The 21,556-nt window shown below is 74.0% G+C and carries 20 protein-coding genes; 3 read left to right on the top strand and 17 right to left on the bottom strand.

Going from position 1 to position 21,556, the window contains the following annotated elements; translation table 11 throughout:
• The first annotated feature begins 86 nt into the window (after window positions 1–86).
• Entirely contained in the window at window positions 87–998 is a 912-nt protein-coding gene (locus ABZ404_RS11390; RefSeq protein ID WP_358832209.1) for a diacylglycerol kinase, read from the top strand.
• A gap of 92 nt (window positions 999–1,090) precedes the next feature.
• Here the strand turns inward: ABZ404_RS11390 and ABZ404_RS11385 are convergent, their stop codons facing one another.
• The 16 genes from ABZ404_RS11385 to ABZ404_RS11310 form a co-directional block, all read right to left on the bottom strand.
• Window positions 1,091–2,308: a cytochrome P450 gene (locus ABZ404_RS11385; RefSeq protein WP_358832210.1), complete on the bottom strand. Its 1,218-nt coding sequence runs from the start codon at window positions 2,306–2,308 to the stop codon at window positions 1,091–1,093.
• Window positions 2,309–2,427: 119 nt separating this feature from the next.
• Window positions 2,428–3,123, bottom strand: a complete 696-nt coding sequence (locus ABZ404_RS11380; RefSeq protein ID WP_358832211.1) for a response regulator transcription factor — start codon at window positions 3,121–3,123, stop codon at window positions 2,428–2,430.
• The gene (locus ABZ404_RS11375) at window positions 3,120–4,442 is read right to left on the bottom strand and encodes a histidine kinase (protein WP_358832236.1); all 1,323 of its coding nucleotides are present in this window, start codon (window positions 4,440–4,442) and stop codon (window positions 3,120–3,122) included. Before ABZ404_RS11375 ends, ABZ404_RS11380 begins: the two co-directional genes overlap by 4 nt.
• Window positions 4,443–4,685: 243 nt before the next feature.
• Complete coding sequence (locus ABZ404_RS11370) at window positions 4,686–5,582, bottom strand: alpha/beta hydrolase (protein ID WP_358832212.1); 897 nt, start codon at window positions 5,580–5,582, stop codon at window positions 4,686–4,688.
• Between the two features lie 690 nt (window positions 5,583–6,272).
• The gene (kynU, locus tag ABZ404_RS11365) at window positions 6,273–7,463 is read right to left on the bottom strand and encodes a kynureninase (protein WP_358832213.1); all 1,191 of its coding nucleotides are present in this window, start codon (window positions 7,461–7,463) and stop codon (window positions 6,273–6,275) included.
• Window positions 7,456–8,385 carry a tryptophan 2,3-dioxygenase family protein gene (locus ABZ404_RS11360; RefSeq protein WP_358832214.1) on the bottom strand — a complete coding sequence of 310 codons (930 nt, stop codon included), beginning with the start codon at window positions 8,383–8,385 and terminating at the stop codon, window positions 7,456–7,458. The genes kynU and ABZ404_RS11360 overlap by 8 nt, the downstream gene beginning before the upstream one ends.
• A gap of 102 nt (window positions 8,386–8,487) precedes the next feature.
• Window positions 8,488–9,261 carry a DUF3152 domain-containing protein gene (locus tag ABZ404_RS11355; protein WP_358832215.1) on the bottom strand — a complete coding sequence of 258 codons (774 nt, stop codon included), beginning with the start codon at window positions 9,259–9,261 and terminating at the stop codon, window positions 8,488–8,490.
• A 183-nt stretch (window positions 9,262–9,444) separates the two neighbouring features.
• Entirely contained in the window at window positions 9,445–9,858 is a 414-nt protein-coding gene (locus ABZ404_RS11350; RefSeq protein WP_358832216.1) for a DUF3151 domain-containing protein, read from the bottom strand.
• A 248-nt stretch (window positions 9,859–10,106) separates the two neighbouring features.
• The gene (locus ABZ404_RS11345) at window positions 10,107–11,564 is read right to left on the bottom strand and encodes an MFS transporter (protein WP_358832217.1); all 1,458 of its coding nucleotides are present in this window, start codon (window positions 11,562–11,564) and stop codon (window positions 10,107–10,109) included.
• A gap of 97 nt (window positions 11,565–11,661) precedes the next feature.
• A complete protein-coding gene (gene fbaA, locus ABZ404_RS11340; RefSeq protein ID WP_358832218.1) occupies window positions 11,662–12,684 on the bottom strand; it encodes a class II fructose-bisphosphate aldolase in 1,023 nt (340 codons plus the stop codon).
• Window positions 12,685–12,996: 312 nt separating this feature from the next.
• The gene (pyrE, locus tag ABZ404_RS11335) at window positions 12,997–13,536 is read right to left on the bottom strand and encodes an orotate phosphoribosyltransferase (protein ID WP_358832219.1); all 540 of its coding nucleotides are present in this window, start codon (window positions 13,534–13,536) and stop codon (window positions 12,997–12,999) included.
• Between the two features lie 10 nt (window positions 13,537–13,546).
• The gene (locus ABZ404_RS11330; protein ID WP_358832220.1) at window positions 13,547–14,353 is read right to left on the bottom strand and encodes an aldose 1-epimerase; all 807 of its coding nucleotides are present in this window, start codon (window positions 14,351–14,353) and stop codon (window positions 13,547–13,549) included.
• Between the two features lie 70 nt (window positions 14,354–14,423).
• The gene (locus ABZ404_RS11325) at window positions 14,424–15,449 is read right to left on the bottom strand and encodes an SRPBCC family protein (RefSeq protein WP_358832221.1); all 1,026 of its coding nucleotides are present in this window, start codon (window positions 15,447–15,449) and stop codon (window positions 14,424–14,426) included.
• Window positions 15,450–15,574: 125 nt separating this feature from the next.
• Window positions 15,575–17,155 (bottom strand): polyamine aminopropyltransferase, encoded by a 1,581-nt coding sequence (locus ABZ404_RS11320; protein ID WP_358832222.1) that lies wholly within the window; start codon window positions 17,153–17,155, stop codon window positions 15,575–15,577.
• 122 nt (window positions 17,156–17,277) lie between these two features.
• Window positions 17,278–17,802 carry a DUF2617 family protein gene (locus tag ABZ404_RS11315; protein ID WP_358832223.1) on the bottom strand — a complete coding sequence of 175 codons (525 nt, stop codon included), beginning with the start codon at window positions 17,800–17,802 and terminating at the stop codon, window positions 17,278–17,280.
• 343 nt (window positions 17,803–18,145) lie between these two features.
• Window positions 18,146–18,427, bottom strand: coding sequence for a hypothetical protein (locus tag ABZ404_RS11310; protein WP_358832224.1), 282 nt, complete (start codon window positions 18,425–18,427; stop codon window positions 18,146–18,148).
• A 95-nt stretch (window positions 18,428–18,522) separates the two neighbouring features.
• Between ABZ404_RS11310 and ABZ404_RS11305 the strand changes: the two genes are divergently transcribed.
• Both ABZ404_RS11305 and ABZ404_RS11300 read left to right on the top strand, forming a co-directional pair.
• Entirely contained in the window at window positions 18,523–19,725 is a 1,203-nt protein-coding gene (locus ABZ404_RS11305) for a pyridoxal phosphate-dependent aminotransferase (protein WP_358832225.1), read from the top strand.
• A gap of 111 nt (window positions 19,726–19,836) precedes the next feature.
• Window positions 19,837–20,973, top strand: a complete 1,137-nt coding sequence (locus ABZ404_RS11300; RefSeq protein ID WP_358832237.1) for a hypothetical protein — start codon at window positions 19,837–19,839, stop codon at window positions 20,971–20,973.
• A gap of 10 nt (window positions 20,974–20,983) precedes the next feature.
• Here the strand turns inward: ABZ404_RS11300 and ABZ404_RS11295 are convergent, their stop codons facing one another.
• Window positions 20,984–21,529 (bottom strand): YbjN domain-containing protein, encoded by a 546-nt coding sequence (locus ABZ404_RS11295; protein WP_358832226.1) that lies wholly within the window; start codon window positions 21,527–21,529, stop codon window positions 20,984–20,986.
• Window positions 21,530–21,556: the final 27 nt, after the last annotated feature.

Here is a 21,556-nt window from a genome sequence, read left to right as displayed (position 1 = left end):
ACCCGTGTGCCCCGGAATAGACGAAGCCCCTGGCGCAATAGCGCAAGGGGCTCTTGCACAAAGATGCTACCCGAGGAAGGACCGACGTGTCGGCTGCCGACCGGCTACTGGTGGTCATCGACCCGGTCGCCCGCCGTATCGACGGCGAGTCCGTACGGATCGCGAAGGATGTGCTGTGTGCGGCGGCACAGGCGAAAATATGCTGGCCGGAGGGGGTGGAGGAGTTCTCGCGGGCCCTGGCCAGGCGGGGTGGGCGGCGACTGGTGGTGGTGGGTGACGACCATGCCCTGCTACGTACTGTGACCTTGCTCCAACGGGAGCACGGACTGTCGGGCCCGGCCCTTTCCGTGGTGCCCGTGGGCAGCGCGTCCGCCGTGGAAATCACCAGGTCACTGGGGGTGCCGACGGACGCGGTGGCGGCCGCCCGGGCGGTCCTGGAAGGCGTCCCCCGCCGACGCGGCCTCCTCGTGGACGACGGCGGTGGCGTGGTGCTGGGGGAGCTGCGCATCCCCGCGCCGGCTCCGGCGCCCGTCCGGGCCGCGGGTCCGACGGTGTGGGGGACGTGCCGCTCGCTCGTCCGGACGCTGGTGGGCGCGCCGACCCCGGTGGCGGCGGCGGTGGCGCACCACCTGCGGATCGAGACGGACGGCACCCTCCTGACCGACCTGGACCGTCCCCTCGCGGGGGTGTCGGTGGGGTGCGGGGACGGGGTGGCGCAGGTCGTGGTGGAGGAGTGCGGGGGGTCGGTGGTGCGGGGGCGGGGGTCGGTGGTGGAGGTGTCGGTCGGAGGGGTGTCGGTCGGGGGGATGTACGGGGGCGGGGCCGCAGGGGGGCGCGGGGGCGGGGCCGGGGGCGTGTCCGGGGGTGGGGTCCGGGGCGGGGAGGGGTTCCGGTACCGGGCGGGGCAGGTGGTGGTGGGGCCGGTGTGGAGTCGTACGTGGACGGCGGGATCGTGGGCGCTGATGGTGCCCGCGGGGGGTGAGGCGACCGGGGGCTGAGCGGGCCGGGGCGGAGGCGGCCGGTTGCCCGGGCGGAAGTGGCCCGGGGCGGCCCGTGACCCGGACGGAGGCGGTCCGGGGTGGCTGGGGAGTCAGACCTCCACCTGGAGGGCCGTGAGGCCGCGGATCACGTACCCGGGCTTCCACCTCGGCTCGGCCAGCAGCCGCATGCGCGGGGCCTGGCGCAGCAACAGGCCGAACGACGTGGCCAGTTCCAGGCGGGCCAGCGGCGCGCCGAGGCAGTAGTGGATGCCCGCGCCGAAGCTGACATGCCGGTTGGTGGCGGGCGGCCGGCGTACGTCGAAGGTCTCCGGGTCCGGGAACACCGCCGGGTCGCGGTTGGCGGAGCCGAAGAGCAGGGCGACCTCGCTGCCCCGGGGGATGGGGGTGCCGCCCACCTCGATGTCGTCGAGCACCCAGCGTTCGAAGAGCTGCAAGGGGGTGTCGTAGCGCAGCAGTTCCTCGACGGCGCCCGGGAGGAGCGTCGGCTCGGCGCGCAGGAGGGCGAGCTGCTCGGGATGGCGGAAGAGCGTCCACCAGCCGTTGGCCGTCGTGTTGACGGTGGCCTCGTGGCCGGCGTTGAGGAGCAGGACGCAGGTGGAGATCAGCTCCTGCTCGGTGAGGGTGGTGCCGTCGGTGTCGTGGACGGCGATGAGCGCGGAGACGAGGTCGGGGGCGGGGGCGCGGCGCCGCTCCCGGATCAGCTCCCGCAGATAGGCCGAGAACTCCACGGACGCTCGGACCGCGCGGGCGGCGGTCTCCTCGTCCGGGTTGAGTTCGTACATCCCGCAGATGTCGGCCGACCAGGGCCGCAGCAGCTGCCGGTCGGCCTCGGGGACGCCGAGCATCTCGGCGATCACGGCTACGGGGAGGGGCTCGGCCACCTCCGCGAGCAGATCCCCGCCGCCCGCCGCGACGAAGTCCCCCACGAGGCTGCGGGCGATCCGGTCGACGACGGGCGCCAGCTCCTCGACCCGTCCGGGCGTGAACGCCTTCGCCACGAGACGGCGGATACGGGTGTGGTCCGGGGCCTCGAGATCGAGGATGCCGTGGTCGTTGAGGGTGTGGAAGGGCTCGTGGGAGGGGGGCGGCGGGGTACGGCCGAACTCCTCGTGGCTGAACCGGTGGAGGTAGGTACGCCCGAGGCGGCGGTCCCGGAGGAGGGCGGAGACGTCGGCGTGGTGGGGGACGAGCCACTGGTGGGTCGGGGGGTGGTGGTGGGCTCGGGCGGTGCGGCGGAGTTGTTGGTAGGTGGGGTAGGGGTTGGCTGTGAAGTGGGGGGAGGTGGGGTCGAAGGGGCTGGTGTCCATGAAGACTTCTTCCCCACCCCGCCCGTCCCCTTAAGCCCTGGGCGGGCGGCCCGGACTTCGTCAGACGGAGACGGGGTTCGGGGCAGGGACCCGGGGCGGAGTTCCCGGGGTGTGGGGGGTTAGGACGGGGTGATCAGGCGGGATTCGTAGGCGTATACCGCTGCCTGCGTCCGGTCGCGCAACCCCAGCTTCACCAGCACCCTGCTCACATGCGTCTTGATCGTCGACTCCGCCACCACCAGCCGGTCCGCGATCTCCGCGTTGGAGAGGCCCTGGGCGATCAGCACCAGCACCTCCGTCTCGCGGTCCGTCAGCTCCTCCACCTGCACCGCCCCGGGCGCCACACCCGGCGCCACACCCCGCCGCACCGGCGCCGCCCGGGCGAACTCGGTGATCAGGCGGCGCGTCACCGAGGGGGCGAGGAGCGCGTCCCCGGCCGCCACCACCCGTACCCCCTCGGCGAGTTGGCGTGCGGACGCGTCCTTGAGGAGGAAGCCGGAGGCCCCCGCCCGCAGCGCCTGGTACACGTACTCGTCGAGGTCGAACGTCGTCAGCACCAGCACCCGCGCCCCCGCGTCCGCCGCCACGATCTCCCGCGTCGCCTCGATCCCGTTCATCTCGGGCATCCGGATGTCCATCAGGACGACGTCCGGGCGCAGTTCGCGGACCCGGGCCACCGCCTCCCGCCCGTCGACCGCCTCGCCGACCACCTCGATGTCCCGCTGGGCGTTGAGCAGGACCGAGAAGCCCTCCCGGACCATCATCTGGTCGTCGACGATCAGGACGCGGATCCCCGTACCGGCGCTCGCGCTCATGCCTCCACCGCCTCCGCAGCCTCCGTAGTCCCAGCCGCTCCGTCCCGCGCCACGGGGATGAAGACCGCGACCTCGTACCCGCCGTCCCCGGTCCCGCCCGCCGTCATCTCGCCGCCCAGCATCGCCACCCGCTCCCGCATCCCGGTGATGCCGTGGCCGCTGCCGGGCGATGCGGGGACGACTGCGGTCGGCGGGCCGTTGACGACCCGCAGGCCGACCCCGCCGAGCACATACCCGACCTCCACCCGCGCCTCGGCGCCCGGCGCGTGCCGCAGGGCGTTGCTGAGCGCCTCCTGGATGATGCGGTACGCGGAGAGCTCGACGCCCTGCGGGAGTTCCCGCACCGCGCCGGTGACCGCCTTGGTCACCTCAAGCCCCGCGTCGCGTACGTTCGCCAGCAGCCGGTCGAGGTCGGCGAGGGTGGGCTGGGGGGCGTCCGGCGCCTCGTAGTCCTCCGCGCGTACGACACCGAGCACGCGCCGCAGCTCGGTCAGCGCGGCCACCGCGTTCTCCCGGATGGTGGCGAACGCCGCCGTCAGCTCCGCAGGCGGGTCCTCGACGCGGTACGGAGCCGCCTCGGCCTGGATCGCGACCACCGACATGTGGTGCGCGACCACGTCGTGCAGCTCGCGCGCGATGGTGGTGCGCTCCTCCAGCACGGTCCGCTTGTCGCGTTCGACGGCGGTGACCGACTGCTGGACGGTGATCTTCCGCTCGGCGTCCCGGCGTACGTTCACCAGGACGGCGATCAGGAGCAAAATCGCGGACGTCACGGCCATCGGCCCCTCGTCCGAGCCGCCGTAGCCCCCGTACCCGCCGTACCCGCCGGGGAACCGCATCAACGAACCGAGCAGCAGCGTCAGCACCCACATCCACGCGGCGGTCCGGGGCCGGGTGCGCAGCGCCACCACGACCATCACCGCGAGCTGCGCGAGGAACCCGCCCGGCCCCCACGGCCAGACGGAGAAACCGTCCCCGCCCCCGCCGAGGACGGCCATGACCACCGTGGACGCGCACACCGCCCACCAGGCGCCGACCGGCCGTATCAGGGTCATGGCGACGGGTATCGCGGTGAGCAGACCCGTGGCCGCCCAGACGATCAGCCCCGGACCCGAGCCCTGGGACCGTTCGGTGTACGTGATCATCGCGGCGCAGAACGCGACGAAGAGCACGGCCGCGTGCGCCCGCCAGGCGGCGTACCCGCGCAGCCGGGCGGGCAGCCGGCGGGTGAGCGGGCCGTCCGTGCGCATCGGGGGCAGCGGCCGGTAGGCGAAGGCGTTCCGGAACAGGTCCTGGCGGAGCCCGCCGAACAGGTCCATGGCGAGCAGGAACTCGGGGCTGCGCCCGCCGCTGCCCGGCGTACCGCCCGGCGGGGGGCTGAGGGTCTCGTTCACGGGACCACGGTAGGCGGGGGCGGGTGCCGGGGGCGTCCCCTGCGCTGCGGATCCGGCGGGGTCCGTCTCAGGTACTACCCGAGGTACTGGGACGAGGTACTGGGGCCGAGGTACTGGGGCCGAGGTACTGGGGCCGGTGGCACCGGCCGCGGGGCACCGGCCGCCGGTCTAATACGCGAGCTGCGCGATCTCCTCCGCCACGACCGCGCAGGCGTCGGCGGCGGGGTCGATGAGGGGGAAGTGGCCGACGCCGTCGAGCATGGTGAACCCGACGGGCTCGCCGGCGCGGGCGGCGGCGTCGGCGTACGCCTCGGCGACGGCCATCGGCACGACGACGTCGTCCCGGCCCTGGACGAGGGTGGTGGCGATGCCGGTGGGAAGGAGGGCGGCGGGGTCCGCGCCCGCGACCCGGTCCTCGGCCCTCCCCTCTCCTCCGGGTCCCTCGCCCCCGAGGAGCTGGAGCACGGCCCCGTCGCACACGTCCAGCGCCAGGGCGGTGGCGAAGTCGGCGATGGGGGCGAGGGCGACGACACCGCGGAGGGGGACGGGGGCGGGGGCGTGCCACGGGGAGGTCGGCGGCAGGACGTGGCGGGCGGCGACCCACAGCGCGAGATGGCCTCCGGCGGAGTGGCCGGTGAGGACCGTACGCCGTGGGTCGGCGGTGGGGAGGTGGGTGCGGACGAGGGCGGGCAGGGCGTCGAGGGCGGCGGCCACGTCGTCGAACGTGTCCGGCCAGCGTCCTGCGACGGGGGTGCCGCCGCCGCCCTGCCTGGGCAGCAGCCCGCCGCGTCTGTACTCGACGTTGGCGACGGCGAACCCGCGGCGGGCGAGGAAGTCCACGAACGGGGTGAGATGCCCCCGGTCGTACCGCTCACGCCAGGCGCCCCCGTGCAGGGCGACGACGAGGGGGGCGGCCGGGGTGTCGTGGCGGGGGGCGTAGAAGTCGATGACCTGGTCGGGGTGGGGGCCGTAAGGGGCGGTGGTGTCCGGGGGGACGTGGGGGTGCGAGAAGGCGGAGGCGGCTTCGGCGGCGTCCTGGGGGTTCGGGGGGAGTGGGTCTTGCATGGGGGCGCCTTTCTGGGGGATGTGGGCGGGCCGGGGGTTTGTCTGCGGGCCGGTGGGGGCGGGGGTTGCTCGCGCCGTTCCCCGCGCCCCTTAACGGGTCGGAGCCTTGTCTGCGGGCCGGTGGGGGGTGGCTCGCGCCGTTCCCCGCGCCCCTTAATGGGTCGAACCTTTGTCTGCGGGGCGGTGGGGGGCTGGTCGCGCAGTTCCCCGCGCCCCTTTCGGGTCGAACCTTTGTCTGCAGGCCGGTGGTGGGCTGGTCGCGCAGTTCCCCGCGCCCCTTAACCGGTCGGAGCCTTGTCTGCGGGCCGTGGTGGGCTGGTCGCGCAGTTCCTCGCGCTCCTTGGCCGGTCGGAACCTCGTCTGCGGGTCGTCGTGGGCTGGCCGCGCCGTTCCCCGCGCCCCTTTCGGGGCGGTTGGGCTGGCCGCGCCGTTCCCCCCGCCCCTTTCGGGGCGGTTGGGGCCGGCGCGTCGTTTCCCGCGCCCTTGTGGGGCTCGGCCCGTGGCTTTTAGGGGCGCGGGGAACTGCGCGACCAGCCACCCACGGTCCGCAGACGAAAAGGGGGTATCAGGGGCGAAGCCCGGGGCAGCGGGGCCGGGCCGGGGGCAGTCCCCGAACGCCGCGGGGGCGGGGTGCAGCCCCGGGAGCCCCCCCCCCACCCCCGGAGGGTTGAGGGAACGGGCGGGGTGGGGCTAACCCAGGGCCGTGGACAGCGCCCGCGCCGCCCTCTCCGCGTCCCCGAACCCCACATACAGCGGCGTGAACCCGAACCGCAGCACATCCGGACGGCGATAGTCCCCCACCACCCCCGCGGCTATGAGCGCGCGCATCACGTCTCCCGCCCCCTCACACCGCAACCCCACCTGGCTCCCCCGTTCCGCGTGCGCGGACGGCGTCACCGACTCCACCCGCCCCGCCGGCACGTAAGCCTCCACGCACTCCAGGAAGAAGTCCGTCAGCGCCAGCGACTTGGCGCGGACGGCGTCGATGGAGACGCCCGTCCAGACGTCGAGGGCCGCCTCCAGGGCCAGCATGGACAGGATGTCCGGGGTGCCGACCCGGCCCCGTACGGCCCCCGCCCCCGGGGCGTACTCCGCGCGCATCCCGAAGGGGTCCTCGTGCGAGTTCCACCCGGGCAGGGGGGAGTCGAACGAGGCCTGGTGGTCGCCCCGTACGTACAGGTACGCCGGGGAACCCGGGCCGCCGTTCAGGTACTTGTAGGTGCAGCCCACCGCGAAGTCCACCCCGTGCGCGTCGAGCCCGACCGGCAGCGCGCCCGCGCTGTGGCACAGGTCCCACACGGTGAGCGCGCCCGCCTCGTGCGCGGCGGCCGTGATGCCGGGCAGGTCGTGCAGCCGGCCCGTGCGGTAGTCGACGTGGTTGACCAGGACCGCCGCCGTACGCGGGCCCGCCGCCGACGCCATCTCGCCGGGCGCGACCGCCCGGACGGACCGGCCGGTCATCCGCGCCGCGGACCCCGCCACGTACCCGTCCGTCGGGAACGTGGACGCGTCGACGAGGATCTCGTCCCGGTCGGAGGGCGCCAGGCGCACCGCCGCCACCAGGGCCTTGAAGACGTTCACGCTGGTGGAGTCGCCCACCACGACGCGGCCCGGCGCGGCGCCGACGATCGGCGCTATCCGGTCGCCTATCCGCTCGGGCGCCGTCCACCAGCCGCTCTCGTCCCAGGAGCGGATGCGCAGCTCGCCCCACTCGCGGGTGATGACCTCCTGCATGCGCGCCGGGACGTGGCGCGGCAGCGCGCCCAGCGAGTTCCCGTCGAGGTAGACCGTGGTGTCGTCGAGGGCGAACAGCTCGCGGTGCTTCGCGAGTTCGTCTGCGGCGTCCAGCGCCGCGGCCTTGCCGGCCAGGGACTCAGACATGGCTGCGCGCCGTCCACAGCTCGGGGAACACGCTCTTCGCGGCGCGCTTCTCCAGCCAGGCCACGCCCGCCGAGCCGCCCGTGCCCGTCTTCGCGCCCATCGCTCTCCTCGTCGCCACCAGATGGTCGTTGCGCCAGCGCCACACCAGCTCGCCCACATCGGTCAACGCCTCGCCCAGGCGCACGAGTTCCCCGTTCTGGTCCCCGGTGTAGAGCGCGGCCCAGACCGCCTCGACCTCGGGCGAGGGCTCGTACCGCTGGGAGAGGTCGCGCTCCAGGACCGCGGCCGGGACGGCGTGCCCCCGGCGGGCGAGCAGGGCGAGCACCTCGTCGTACAGGCTCGGCTCCTGGAGCGCCTTCTCCAGCTCGGCGTACACGCGCGGCGCGCCCCGGTGCGGCACCAGCATCGACGCCGACTTCTCGCCCAGCAGGAACTCCATCCGCCGGTACATCGCGGACTGGAAGCCGGAGCCCTCGCCGAGGGCCGAGCGGTAGGAGTTGAACTGCGCGGGGGTCAGCTGGGCGAGCGGCGTCCAGGAGGCGTTGAGGGCCTCCAGCTCGCGTACGGACCGCTTCAGCGCGTCCACGGCCACCTGGATCCGGTCCTCGCGCAACGCGCGCGTGGCGGTCTCCCACTCGTGGACGATGACGGTGAACCACAGCTCCATGACCTGGGTGGTGACCAGGAAGACCATCTCGCCGGGGTCGTCGGAGCGCAGGTGCTGGAGGTGGGTGAGGACGTCCGCCTGGACGTAGTCCTCGTACGGGGTCGTGCCCGCGAAGTCCAGGTTGGGGGCGTCGGCCGGGTCGGTGGCCGCGGCGGTGGCCGCGGCTCCGGAGCGGGCGGCTTCGGCAGAGCGGGCGGCTTCGGCGGATCGGGCGGCTCCGGCGTTTTCGGCCGGTTCGGACATCTTTGATGACATCGCTGTCTCCTCGACGTGTCCGGGTAGCGGTCCGCCCCTTCCTTCATCGGCATCGGAGCCCCGGTCCCCACCCGCATCATAAGCACGCCCCCTCCACCCACGTCAGGGCACGGACGGGCCCTCCACGAAGCCACCCGACTCGGTGTACGGCCAGGCGTTGGACGTGCAGCCGTTCAGGCCCTTGATCTGCTGCTGCATCACCGGGGCGGGCCGGCCGGGGCCCGGGCAGGCCATGTGCCCGTGGAAGCCGATCAGGTGGCCGATCTCGTGGTTGATGATCAGATGCCGGTACTCGGCGGGCGGCCCGTCGTACTGCGGCGAACCCTTCACCCACCGCTTGAGGTTGACCACGACACCATCGGTGACCTCGCAGTTCAGCTCGCCGTGGGTGTCACCGTTGACCGCGCAGAGCTTGTCCGTGGTGGCCGGGGTGGCGATCTTGATGGTCACGTCGGCGGCGCGGTCGCCGGAGACCAGCTGGAACCGCCCGCGGCCGTGCGCGGCCCAGCCACGGGGGTGGGCGAGGATCGTCTGGATCTCGGCGGCGGCCCGGGCGGGCGAGAGGTCGACGCCGTTCTCGACGAGGACCTTGTAGCGGCGCAGGGGGCCACCGGTGCCGACGGGGGCGCCGGAGGCGCGGGCGGGGGTGAAGGTGCCGGGCCCGGAGGCGGGCACGCCCTTGCCGTCGCCGGCCGCGGCATCGTTGTCACCTGGAAGGCACGCGGTCAGGGCCGCCCCGCGGACGAGGGCGAGGCCGAGGAGGCCGCCGACGAGGAGGGCGCGTGGGCCGCGCCGGGGAGCGTGTCCGCCACCGTTGCGGGGCCGGGCCCGGCCGCCCGCACGACGGGCTCCGTTGTGGGCTGCTCGCTTGCCCAAGGCAGACTTCCCCCCTGCTCACGGCTGGAGTTGGGGGAGAGGTGTGGGGCCTCGTGCGCCAGCGCGTCCGCGTTGCTCACTCGTGCATGAGCGACGTTCTTCGTTCGATTGTCCTGTATTCGATGCCGCGTACGATCGTACCGCCCGTACGCCAATTGTCCGGGCGGTACGCATACGCACGGATCAGCTCAGCGTGTCGGCCGCGAGCGGCGAGGAGTCCCGCAGGAACGCCGTGCAGCGCTCGAACTCGGCCTCCTCGCCGATGGCCTGGGCCGCGCGGGCCAGGGCGTGCAGCGCGCGCAGGAAGCCGCGGTTGGGCTCGTGCTCCCACGGCACCGGGCCGTGGCCCTTCCAGCCCGCGCGGCGCAGCGAGTCGAGGCCGCGGTGGTAGCCGGTGCGGGCGTACGCGTACGACTCGACCGTGCGGCCCGCGTCGAACGCGTCGTCCGCGAGCTGCGCCCAGGCGAGGGAGGAGGTGGGGTACTTGGCGGCGACGTCGGCGGGGGCGGTGCCCTGCGCGAGGAGTTCGCGGGGTTCCGGGTCGTCGGGGAGGTGGGTGGGGGCGGGGCCGCCGAGGAGGTTTTCGTGAAGGGACATGGAGCCAGTCTGCCGCGTCCGACCGACAACCGGGTCCTCTCCCCCCACGCCGCCCGCTCCCGCGCCCCTGAGAATGCCGCTGCGCGGCAGCCCCTGGGCGCCCCGCAGGAGCGCATCCAAGAGGCGCGGGGAACTGCGCGAGCAGCCCGGTACGGTCCGGGGACGAACCAAGGGGTCCGCGGACGAACCAAGGGGTCCGGGGCGAAGCCCCCGGCGGGGGGAGAGAAGCCCTCCGCCGGCCTCGGACGTCAGACCCCCCGGTCCCGCTCCAGCGGCGGCCCCGCCACCCCGCAGCAGACCCGGCACTCCGCGTGGCACCCCGCCCGCGGACGCCGCACCGTCGCGTACGCCAGCACCGCCCCCACCACCAGCACCCCCGCGCACACCGGCATCGCCCGCCGGAACGTCGAGCCGAACTCCGCCGCCGAGCGGTACGCCGACGGGGACATGCCCGCCACCAGCGGCAGCGCCGCCACCGCGATCAGGCCCGCGGCCCGCGCCGCCGCGTTGTTGATGCCGCTCGCGAGCCCGGCCCGCCCCGCGTCCACCGAACCCAGCACCGTCGCGGTGAGCGGCGCGACCAGGGTCACCATGCCGAGGCCGAGGACGACGACCGCGGGGAGCACGTCCCGCGGGTACGACGCGCCCTCCCCCACGCGCAGCATCAGCAGCATCCCGCCCGCGCACAGCAGCGGCCCCACCGTCAGCGGCAGGCGCGGGCCGATCCGCTCGCCCAGCTCGCCCGAGCGGGCCGAGAGCAGGAGCATCAGGGCCGTCGTCGGGAGGAGGGCCGCCCCGGCGCCGAGCGCGGAGTACCCCGCCACCACCTGGAGCTGGAGCGCCGCCAGGAAGAAGAAGCCGCCGAACGCCGCGTACACGCACACCGTCACCGCGTTCACCGCCGTGAACTGGCGCGAGGCGAAGATCTCGGGCGGCAGCATGGGGTCGGTCAGGCGGCGTTCGAGCCGGAGGAAGGCGATGCCCGCCAGGACGCCCGCCGCCGCCGCGCCCAGCACCAGCGGCGACGCGCCCTGCCCCGGTGCCTCGATCAGCGCGTACGTCACCAGCGCGAGCGCCAGCGCGCCCAGCGCCGCGCCCGTCGCGTCGAACCGGGCCGTGTGCACGCGCGCGTCCCTGGACTCCGGTACGTGCCGCAGCGCCACCGGCACGCACAGCGCGGCCAGCGGGACGTTCAGCAGGAAGACCCAGCGCCAGCCGGGGCCGTCCACCAGCCAGCCGCCCAGGAAGGGTCCCACCGCCGCCCCGACGCCGCCGAGGCCCGACCAGACGCCGACGGCCGCCGCCCGGTCGGCGGGGGCGAAGCTCGCCTGGATGAGGGCGAGGGAGCCGGGGGTCAGGAGCGCGCCGCCGATACCCTGGAGGGCGCGGGCGGCGATCAGGACGCCCGCGTCCGGCGCGAGCCCGCACAGCAGGGAGCCGGCGGCGAACCAGACGACGCCGACGACGAAGACCTTGCGGCGGCCGTACCGGTCGCCGAGCGCGCCGCCCAGCAGGATCAGCCCGGCGAGCGTGAGCATGTACGCGTTGACGGTCCACTGGAGCACCGCCATGTCCGCGTCCAAGTCCGCCCCGATGCGCGGCAGGGCCACATTGACCACGGTCGAGTCGAGCATCGCCATCCCGGACCCGAGCACGGTCGTGAACAGCACCCACCGCCCTGCCGCCGTCCCCATCGTCACGCTCATGCACTCCACTCTCGCGGAACGCACGGGGCCCGGCACCCCCCGCGAGGGGGATACCGGGCCCGGACGGGGGAGCGCGGGCGGCGGGCCCGCGCGCCCGTTACTTCAGCTTCGTGCCGGTCGAGCGCAGGTTCGCGCACGCCTCGGTGACGCGCTTGGCCATCGACGCCTCGGCGAGCTTGCCCCAGGTGCGCGGGTCGTACGTCGACTTCTTGCCGACCTCGCCGTCGACCTTCAGGACGCCGTCGTAGTTGCGGAACATGTGGTCCGCGACCGGACGGGTGAAGGCGTACTGGGTGTCGGTGTCCAGGTTCATCTTCACGACGCCGTTCTCCAGCGCGGTCGCGATCTCCTGCTCGGTGGAGCCGGAGCCTCCGTGGAAGACGAAGTCGAACGGCGAGGCCTTGCCGTACTTGGCGGCGACGCCCTCCTGGAGGTCCTTGAGGAGCTCCGGACGCAGCACGACGTTGCCCGGCTTGTAGACGCCGTGGACGTTGCCGAAGGAGGCGGCCAGCAGGTAGCGGCCCTTCTCGCCCAGGCCGAGCGCCTCGGCGGTGCGCAGCGCGTCGTCGACGGTGGTGTAGAGCTCGTCGTTGATCTCGTGGCTGACGCCGTCCTCCTCGCCGCCGGTCGGGGTGATCTCGACCTCAAGGATGATCTTGGCGGCGGCGGCCTTGGCGAGCAGCTCCTGGCCGATGGCCAGGTTGTCCGCGAGGGTCTCGGCGGAGCCGTCCCACATGTGCGACTGGAAGAGCGGGTTCAGGCCCTTGGCGACGCGCTCGGCCGAGACCTCCAGGAGCGGACGTACGTAACCGTCCAGCTTGTCCTTGGGGCAGTGGTCGGTGTGCAGCGCGACGGTGATGTCGTACTTGGCGGCGACGACGTGCGCGAACTCCGCCAGGGCGACCGCGCCCGTGACCATGTCCTTTTTGTACTGGCCACCCAGGAACTCGGCACCGCCGGTGGAGATCTGGATGATGCCGTCGCTCTCGGCCTCCGCGAAGCCGCGCAGCGCAGCGTGCAGGGTCTGGGTCGAGGTCACGTTGATGGCCGGGTAGGCGAACTTGCCTGCCTTCGCCCGGTCGAGCATCTCGTTGTAGACCTCGGGGGTTGCGATGGGCATCTGTCCGCTCCTTGTGATGTGCGGGGTGTGCGATATGTGCTGGCCCTGACCTGGGGGCGACGTCATCGTCGCGGCCCATCTTTCCAGACTCCGCGCCCGGCTCCACCCCGCGGACGCGGGAGAGGGCGGCTGTTTCACGTGAAACAGCCGCCCTCTCACTGAAAGCGCAGGTCAGAGTCGGTGGGCAGGGGTACGGGGGCCCGGTCCGCCACTTTCGGAGTGCCCGTCAGTCGATCTTGCCGGGTCCCCCGGACCGGTTACCGCCACCCCGGCATCCGGGGCGTCGCACCCACCGCCGCGCGGCGGCAGCCGCTACGCCAGGCCCAGATCGCCGAGCTGGTAGCCCGTGAGGTACGTCAGGCCCGCCCCGGTGATCGCGTCGGCCGCGCCCCGGTCCACGATCGTGGCCACGGCGACGACCTCGCCGCCCGCCTCGCGCACCGCCTCGACGGCCGTCAGCGGCGAACCGCCGGTGGTGGAGGTGTCCTCGACCACCAGGCAGCGGCGGCCCTTGACCTCGGTGCCCTCGATCCGGCGCTGCATGCCGTGCGCCTTCTGCGCCTTGCGGACGACGAAGGCGTCCAGGCGGCGGCCGCGCGCGGCCGAGGCGTGCAGCATCGACGTCGCCACCGGGTCGGCGCCCAGGGTGAGGCCGCCCACGCAGTCGAAGTCCAGGTCGGCGGTGAGGTCGAGCATGACCTGGCCGACCAGCGGCGCGGCCTCGCCGTCCAGCGTGATCCTGCGCAGGTCGATGTAGTAGTCGGCTTCCCGGCCCGAGGAGAGGGTCACCTTGCCGTGGACCACGGCCTTGTCCTTGATCTGCTGGAGCAGGTCGGCTCGTACATCAGTCATGTCGGCCAGCTTAAAGGCGGCGCCAGCTCCAGGTCGTCGCCAGCTCCAGCGGGTCCACCGGCGTCACCAGCCGCGGCAGTGTGTTGAGGCCGTTGGGCGGGCCGGACTGCGGCTCCACGCACACCGCCTCCTCCTGCTCGTCGTAGACCACCACCCACTCGCTGCGGCTGGTCACCCGCAGCTCCAGCTGCCCCGGCCAGGTGAGGGTGACGTCGACGCCGTCGGGCATGCCGAAGCAGTCGTCCCAGGGGCCGGGCCGCGGGTCGATGCGCCGGCCGGTGGGCAGGTGGTCGTCCCCGCGCTCCTCCTGCCAGGCGGGGGTGAACTCCAGCTGTACGTCCTCGCCCCCGAGGCCGCGCCGGAACCAGGGGTGCCAGCCGACCTGCGCCGGGAAGGAGTCGCCGTACGTCTCCACGCCCATGGTCATCGTCAGCGCGCTCTCGGACAGCTCGAAGATCTGCGTCACGCGACCGGTGTACGGCCAGGGCTCGGCCAGGTCGTACGTGAAGTGGGCCTCGGCGTGGCCGGACTCGGTCTCGCCGGTGCGCACCCGCTTCCAGGCCGTGTCGCGGCCGGTGCCGTGGATGGCGTGCGGCGCCGCGTTCAGCGGCAGGCGGTGCTTGGTGCCGCCGTTGCGGAACTCGCCGTTCTCCACCCGGCCGCACCAGGGGACCATCGGGAACGAGCCGTACTTGTCGCCCTGGCGCAGCACTTCCGTACCGCCCACCCGCAGGCTCTCGATCCGGCACCCGAGGTCCGGACGGACCGTCAACTCGACGTCGCCGGCCGCCAGCCGGACACTCTTGTCGCTACTCACACCCCCGACACTACTGGCGTCACCGCGCCGGCCCGCGCGCGCGTCGCCGTGTCCGGCCCAGTGGAGCGGGTCAGCGGCGCCGGCGCAGGGCGCGGCCGACCACCACCGCGGAGGCGAGCGCGAGCGCGGCGGCCGGGGCGGCCCAGCGCAGGGTGGCGCCCGCGCCGGAGCCGGCCGGGGCGGGCACGGGCGCGTACCGCCCGCGCGGCGGCGCGTGGTCGACCTCCTCGGCGCTGCGGCCGATCATCGTGCGCCGGGCGTGCGCGGCCTCGGCGGGCAGGTAGTCGCCGTCCCCGGGGATGTCGAACTCCTCCTCGGCGAGCGGGTCGAGCGAGGGCGGCGGGACGGCGGCGTCGAAGACGGAGTGGCCGAGGCCGGGGTCCTCCGCCGGGTCCTCGCCGCGCGCCGCGGCGTCCACGTCCGCATCGGCGTCCGGGGTGGAGGCGGTCCCCGACCCGGAGGTGGTGGGCCCGGCGGGACCGGCCGCGGGCTCCTCGCCGGGCGCGGCGGCGTCCCGGGGCGCGGCGTCGTGGGGGGCGGTGTCGGGCGCGGGGATCTGGGGCGCGGCGGCGTCGGGTCCGGAGGCCTCCGCGCCCTGGACGGCCGCCCCGGCCTCGGTCGCGTCCGGCTCGCCGGTGTCCCGGGCCGTGTCGCCGCTCTCCTCCCCCGCTCCCCGGGCGTCCGCCGCCAGGGCCGCGCCGAAACGGTCCAGCAGGCGGGCGGCCGAGGCCCGGGTGCCTTCGGGGGTCGCGGTGGCCACGCGCCCGTCCGCGGTCGCCGTGGCGGTGACGGACATCCGGGTGCCCTCGTCCTGGGGCGCCAGCCGCAGCGTCAGGGAGAACCTGCCCGCACCGGTGCCGCGCGCCTCGGTGCCCTCGGCCTCCACACCGAAGGTGTCCTCGTCGAGCTCGGTGATCCGCATCGTGCCGCGGTAGGTGATCGTGTGACCCTCGACGCGGAGCTTCAGCCGGCCGGCGACCGGCGGCTCGCCCGCGTCCTGCTGGAGACCGGGGACGCAGCGGGCGACCCTGCCCGGGTCCCGCAGCGTCTCACGCAGGGACTGGACCTCAACCGGAACGAACACCTCATGCTCCATGGGTCACGAGCCTACTCAGGGGTGGCCGTCCCGTCTCCGCAAACGACGCGCCGGGCCGCGCCGAACCCGCCCGTCCGGGCCCCGTCCCGGGCCCGGACGGGACGCGCGGGCCCGGCGGCCCGCCGTCATCCCGTATAGCGCGGGTGCACCAGCGTCGACGGGGGCAGTTCCTCGCGGGGGCGGTCCTCGCCCAGGGGCTCCAGCTCCGGGGCGAGCGGGGCGCCCGGCGGGCCGGACGGGGAGGCGAGGACGAAGCCCCAGTCGTGCGGGGCACCGGTGGCGCCCGAGGCGCGGTCGGGGCCCGCGGTGAAGCCCGTGAGGCGGCCCGTCACCCGGTAGGGCACGGTCCACAGGCCCGCGGAGCGGACCGTCGACTCCACCGTCCAGTACGTGTGCGTCCGCGTCGCGACCGGGCCCGCGTGCACCGCGACGCGTCCGCCGGGCGCCAGCACGCGCGCGGCCAGGCCGAAGAACTCCTCCGAGTACAGCTTGGTGCTCGGGGTGATGCCCGGGTCCGGCAGATCGGAGATCACCACGTCGAAGGGCCCGGCCGAGCGGCCGGGCCCGCGCAGCCAGTCGAAGGCGTCCGCGACCACCGGCCGCACCCGCCGGTCCTCGTACGCGTGGCCGTTCAGCGCCGACAGGGCCGGGTCGTGGCGGGCCAGGGCGACCACGCCCGCGTCCAGCTCGACCAGGGTCACCGCGCGCACGTCCGCGAAGCGCAGCGCCTCGCGGGCGGCCAGGCCGTCCCCGCCGCCCAGGATCAGCACCCGCCGGTGCCGCCCGGACTCCATCGCGGGGCCCACGAGCGCCGAGTGGTAGCGGTGCTCGTCCCGGCCGCTGACCCGCAGCCGGCCGTCGAGGAAGAGGTCGAGCGGGCCGCCGGGGCCGTGCCCGGTGCCGCTGCCGGTGAGGACGATCTCCTGGACGCCGGTCTGCACCGCGACCCGCACCTGCCCGCCGTACACCGCGCGCCGCGCCGCCTGTTCGAAGGCGCCGACCAGGGCGGTGGTGACCGCCAGGACGGCGAGGACCAGCACGTTCGCCACGAGCAGCCACCAACGGGCGCGGGGGGTCAGATCGCGCCGGAACAGCCACAGCACCAGCGCTCCGCCCGCCACCGCGTTGACCGCGCCGGTCAGCAGCGCGCCGGTCAGCTGGCCCAGCAGCGGCAGCAGCAGGAAGGGGAAGGCGAGGCCGCCGACGAGCGCTCCCACGTAGTCGGCGGCGAACAGGTCCGCGACCGTGCCGCCCGGGTCCTGCCGCGAGACGCGCTGCATCAGCGTCATCAGCAGCGGGATCTCGGCGCCGATGAGCACGCCGATGCCGAGCGAGAAGGCCACCAGGGCGTAGCGCGCGCCGCCGAGCCAGGCGAACGTCGCGTACAGCACCATCGCCGAGCAGCCGCCGACCAGCGCCAGGGCCGCCTCGATCAGGCCGAAGCCGACGGCGGCGTGCACCCGCAGCCGTTTGGCGAGCAGGGAGCCGATGCCCATGGCGAAGACCATCACGGACAGCACGACGGAGGCCTGGGTGACCGAGTCGCCGATCAAGTACGAGGCGAGGGCGACCAGTTCGAGTTCGTAGACGAGTCCGCAGGCCGCGCAGATGAACACGGTGCCGAGCACGATGAACCGCGCGGTGCTGCGCCGGGGTGCCGGCGGCGGGATGCCACAGGGCAGGACGGGCACAGACGGTTCGATCATGATGGGAACGCTACGTCACGACTCGCTGGCACCTTGTCACCCACAAGGGTGCAACTCGCGCACGGCGGAGGGAATTACGTCCCCCCGGGTGGCGGCGCACCCCCTCCTGCCTGCACGCATCCTCACAGCGTGACGGGCGCCGCCGTCCGGACACCGACCCTCGTTCGGGTCACCACCAACTGCCCCTCCTGCGGGTACGCGTGCCAGGTCCGCCAGCGCACCTGGCCCTCGCTGCGCTGCGCGAGCATCGCGGTGAAGGCGTGCGGGGAGCCGGGAAACGTCCCCGCGAGGCCGTTGGGGTGGTCGGCGACCAGCGCGAGCAGCTCCTGCGCGCGCCCCGCGAACGAGCCCCCGGAGAGCGTCTCCACCCGTGCGGCGAACTCGTACTCCCACTCCCCGAGACGTTTCGCCACCCCGAGGGGGAGCGGGGTGCTGCTGCCGGGCATACAGGCGACGGTCTCCGAACAGGAGCCCTGCTCCTCTTCGAGGAGCACCTGGTGGGAGGCGCCCAGGAGCCTCAACTGAAGTTTCGCGCCGGACAGGTCGAGGTCGAGGACGGCCAGGGCGGGCAGCGGCTCCCGGCCCAGAGCCCAGGCGAGGTCGCTGGCACGCGTGTCGGTGTAGGCGGTCTTGAGAGTCGTGAGCATGGGTGGGCTCCGCAAAACGCACATGGGGAGGGTGGACGACCGGGGGCACCCCGGAACCGTGCGGGGGAGGGGGAAGGGGGGACCGTCTGCTCGGGTCCGCCCGGGTGGGGGGAGGTTCCGTGGGCTGCGTTTCTCAACAGCGAGGGAATCATGAAGTACGCGGCGCTCACAGCGTTTTTACCCAACTTGCCGTGGTTTCCATCCCCTGGGAGGCAAGCCGGTTCACCTGATCAGTGCGAGGGTGCGCGCGGGAGCGCCCGGCGGGTGCGGACCCGCCGGGCGCCGGGAAGGGGCGTGCGGACGGAATCGGCTGCCCCGTGTCAGCCGCGACCGCCGCACGCCGTCAGCTGGAGCCGCAGCCGCCGCCCCCGCCTCCGCAGGACGAGCCGCCCCCGCAGGAGGAGTGGCCGCCGCCGCACGAGTGGCCGCCGTGGTGGCCGTGGTGACCGTGGCCGCCCCCGCTGTCCCCGGCCCACCAGGGGCCCGAGGAGCCGGCCGCGCCGGCGGAGCCGCTCCCCTTGGACGAGTACCACCCCCGCCGCCACCCGGCGTTGCCTGCCCTGGTGACCCTGGCGACGACGTACCAGATCAGTACCAGTACGGCCCCCGCGACGACATATCCCATCTCCCCCACCGTCCTTCTGCGTTGTGTGACAGGGGAATGCCCTCGGCCCGCGCGCGCGAAAGCAGACTTGAGCAACTCCAGAGGTTGCCCACAGGATGGCCGCCATGACCTCCAGCGCGCGTCCTCACCTCAACCGCCGCCTCGCCGAGTTCGGCACCACGGTCTTCGCCGAGATGTCCGCCCTCGCGGTGTCGACCGGAGCCATCAACCTCGGCCAGGGCTTCCCCGACACCGACGGCCCCGACGAGGTGCGCGAGGCCGCCGTGCGCGCCCTGCGCGACGGACGCGGCAACCAGTACCCGCCGGGCACGGGCGTGCCCGAGCTGCGCACCGCCATCACCGACCACCAGCTGCGGCGCTACGGGCTGGCGCTCGACCCGGACCGCGAGGTGCTGGTGACGGCGGGTGCCACCGAGGCGATCGCGGCCTCGCTGCTCGCGCTGGTGGAGCCGGGGGACGAGGTGATCGCGCTGGAGCCGTACTACGACTCCTACGCGGCCTGCGTCGCCATGGCGGGCGGCACGCGCGTACCGGTGACGCTGCGGCCCGACGGCGACCGCTACCGGCTGGACCTGGACGAGCTGCGCGCCGCCGTCACCCCGCGCACCCGACTGATCCTGCTCAACACCCCGCACAACCCGACGGGGACGGTGCTGAGCCGCGAGGAGCTGACCGCTATCGCGGAGCTGGCCCGCGAACGCGACCTGCTGGTGGTCACCGACGAGGTCTACGAGCACCTGGTCTTCGACGGCGAGCACGTGCCCGTCGCCACCCTGCCGGGGATGCGCGAGCGCACCCTCACCATCGGCTCGGCGGGCAAGACGTTCTCCTTCACCGGCTGGAAGGTCGGCTGGGTGACGGGCGCGCCCGAGCTGGTGGCGGCCGTGCGCTCCGCCAAGCAGTACCTGACGTACGTGGCCTCCGGGCCCTTCCAGTACGCGGTCGCCGAGGCGCTGCGGCTGCCCGACACGTACTTCGACACCCTGCGCGAGGAGATGCGGGCCAGGCGGGACCTGCTGAGCGCGGGGCTGGCGGCGGCCGGGTTCGGGGTGTACCGCCCGGCCGGCACGTACTTCGTCACCACCGACATCCGCCCGCTGGGCCGCGAGCTCTCGCACGGCGGCGACGGCTTCGCCTTCTGCCGGGCGCTGCCGGAGCGCTGCGGGGTGGTGGCGATTCCCAACGCCGTCTTCTACGACCACCGGGACGCGGGCGCGCCTTTCGTCCGATTTGCCTTCTGCAAGAGGGAGAGTGTGCTCGAAGAGGCCGTCTCCCGGCTGAAGGCGCTCGCGGGCTGAGCTCGCGGGACGAGGCGCCGCGAGAGTCCGGGGAGGACCGACCACGCGCGCGCCCGGAGGTGCACCCTGTCCGCCGAGATCACCGCCCTCGTACGCCGGTCCGCGGACGCCCTGTCCACGCCGCGCCGGCTGACCGCGCTGCGCCGGGCGGTCCCCGCGCTCGGGCTGTTCGCCGCCGCCCGGCTCACCGGGATGCTGGTCCTGGCGGTGTGGGCCTGGCACCTGGGGCGCTCGCCGCGTGCGCTGCTGGCCACCGCCTGGGACGCCGACTGGTACATCAAGATCGCGGCGAACGGCTACGGGCGCACGCTGTACTGGCCGGACGGGACGGTCCAGAGCGATCTGGCGTTCTTCCCGTTCTACCCGACCCTGCTGCGGCTGGTGACGACGGCGCTGCCGGTGGCGGGCGGCACGGCCGGGCTGCTGGTGTCCTGGTCGGCGGCCGGGGCGGCGGCGTGGGGGATCCACGCGGTCGGGGAGCGGCTGGCGGGCCGGCGCACGGCGACCGCGCTGGTGCTGCTGTGGGGGCTGCTGCCGCACTCGGTGGTGCTGTCGATGGCGTACACCGAGCCGGTGATGACGGCGCTGGCCGCCTGGTCGCTGTGGGCGGTCCTGGAGCGGCGCTGGCTGTGGGCGGGCGGCCTGGCGGTCCTGGCGGGCCTCTCGCGGCCCAACGCGGTCGCGGTGGCCGCGGCGGTCACGGCGGCGGCCGCGGCGGCCCTGTGGGGCGGCGGGCGCGGCGTACGGCGGGACTGGCGGGTGTGGGCGGCCGGGGCGGTGGCGCCGCTGGGCTGGTGCGGATACGTCCTGTCGGTCGGCGCCCGAAGGGGTGATCCGCTGGGCGGCTACTTCGCGGTCCAGGCCGCCTGGACCTCCCGGTTCGACTTCGGCCGCGGCTCGCTGCGCTTCGTACGGAAGCTGGCCACCGGGCCCTTCGACCTCGGCTACACGATGGCGTTCCTGATCACCGTGGCGGCGCTGCTGCTGTTCGCCCTGTTCGTGCTGGAGCGCCCGCCGCTGCCGCTGCTCGTCTACACGGGGGTGCTGGTGCTGATCACCGTCGGCGGGTCGGGGTTCTTCGAGTCCAAGCCGCGGTTCCTGCTGCCGGCGTTCCCGCTGCTGCTGCCGCTGGCGGCGGCGCTGACGAAAGCCCGGCCGAGGGCGGCGGTCACGGTGACCGCGGCCCTGGCCGGGCTGTCGTTCGCGTACGGGGCGTATCTGCTGACGCTGGCCCCGATGGCGCTGTGAGCGGCGTGCGTCAGGCGTCGTCGCCGGGCGCGTCGCCCTCGTCGCCCTCGGCGCCGTCGACGGCCTTCTCCAGGCCGAGCTGCTCCACGAGCCACTTGTCGAACTCGATCGAGGCGCGGACCCAGCTGACCGTCGAGGAGACGAAGTGCTCCAGGGCGACGCCGGTGCCGATCAGCATCTGCGCCTCACCGATGAGGCGGACGGCGCCGTCGTCGTGGGTGTGCGTGTAGACCTTGGGCCACAGGGTGCGGCGGTTCCAGTCGTCGATCGTCTCCAGCAGCGCGACCTTGTCGTCGATGCCGTGGGGGCGGTCGTAGAAGGTCCGCACCGAGAAGACCTGCTGGTCCTCCTCGCCGCGGAACATGAAGTACGTGCGGAACTCCTCCCACGGAGCGGCGAGGTCGCCCTCGTCGTCCACGACGTACTTGAGCTCCATCTGGTCCAGGAGCTGCTTGACCAGATCCTGGTCGGGTACGACGGGCCCGGCCGGTCCACCGGTGGGCTGCGGGCCGGGCTGAGCCCCGAAATTCGGAATCGAGGACGGGTCGATGCTCATCGTGAATCTTCCTTCGTACGGTTCCGG

Source organism: Streptomyces sp. NPDC005878 (genome assembly GCF_040629815.1).
GTDB lineage: Bacteria > Actinomycetota > Actinomycetes > Streptomycetales > Streptomycetaceae > Streptomyces.
Note: the sequence above shows the minus strand (reverse complement) of the source record. Positions and strands in the feature narration are given on the sequence as shown.

Bases quoted from the DNA above. Each gene is read 5' to 3' on its own strand.
- kynU (WP_358832213.1), bottom strand. From the start codon at position 7,463: ATGTCTGAGTCCCTGGCCGGCAAGGCCGCGGCGCTGGACGCCGCAGAC.
- ABZ404_RS11350 (WP_358832216.1), bottom strand. From the start codon at position 9,858: ATGTCCCTTCACGAAAACCTCCTCGGCGGCCCCGCCCCCACCCACCTC.
- ABZ404_RS11315 (WP_358832223.1), bottom strand. From the start codon at position 17,802: ATGCTCACGACTCTCAAGACCGCCTACACCGACACGCGTGCCAGCGAC.
- ABZ404_RS11385 (WP_358832210.1), bottom strand. From the start codon at position 2,308: ATGGACACCAGCCCCTTCGACCCCACCTCCCCCCACTTCACAGCCAAC.
- ABZ404_RS11360 (WP_358832214.1), bottom strand. From the start codon at position 8,385: ATGTCATCAAAGATGTCCGAACCGGCCGAAAACGCCGGAGCCGCCCGA.
- ABZ404_RS11295 (WP_358832226.1), bottom strand. From the start codon at position 21,529: ATGAGCATCGACCCGTCCTCGATTCCGAATTTCGGGGCTCAGCCCGGC.
- ABZ404_RS11310 (WP_358832224.1), bottom strand. From the start codon at position 18,427: ATGGGATATGTCGTCGCGGGGGCCGTACTGGTACTGATCTGGTACGTC.
- pyrE (WP_358832219.1), bottom strand. From the start codon at position 13,536: ATGACTGATGTACGAGCCGACCTGCTCCAGCAGATCAAGGACAAGGCC.
- ABZ404_RS11320 (WP_358832222.1), bottom strand. From the start codon at position 17,155: ATGATCGAACCGTCTGTGCCCGTCCTGCCCTGTGGCATCCCGCCGCCG.
- ABZ404_RS11380 (WP_358832211.1), bottom strand. From the start codon at position 3,123: ATGAGCGCGAGCGCCGGTACGGGGATCCGCGTCCTGATCGTCGACGAC.
- fbaA (WP_358832218.1), bottom strand. From the start codon at position 12,684: ATGCCCATCGCAACCCCCGAGGTCTACAACGAGATGCTCGACCGGGCG.
- ABZ404_RS11325 (WP_358832221.1), bottom strand. From the start codon at position 15,449: ATGGAGCATGAGGTGTTCGTTCCGGTTGAGGTCCAGTCCCTGCGTGAG.
- ABZ404_RS11375 (WP_358832236.1), bottom strand. From the start codon at position 4,442: ATGGACCTGTTCGGCGGGCTCCGCCAGGACCTGTTCCGGAACGCCTTC.
- ABZ404_RS11345 (WP_358832217.1), bottom strand. From the start codon at position 11,564: ATGAGCGTGACGATGGGGACGGCGGCAGGGCGGTGGGTGCTGTTCACG.
- ABZ404_RS11305 (WP_358832225.1), top strand. From the start codon at position 18,523: ATGGCCGCCATGACCTCCAGCGCGCGTCCTCACCTCAACCGCCGCCTC.
- ABZ404_RS11370 (WP_358832212.1), bottom strand. From the start codon at position 5,582: ATGCAAGACCCACTCCCCCCGAACCCCCAGGACGCCGCCGAAGCCGCC.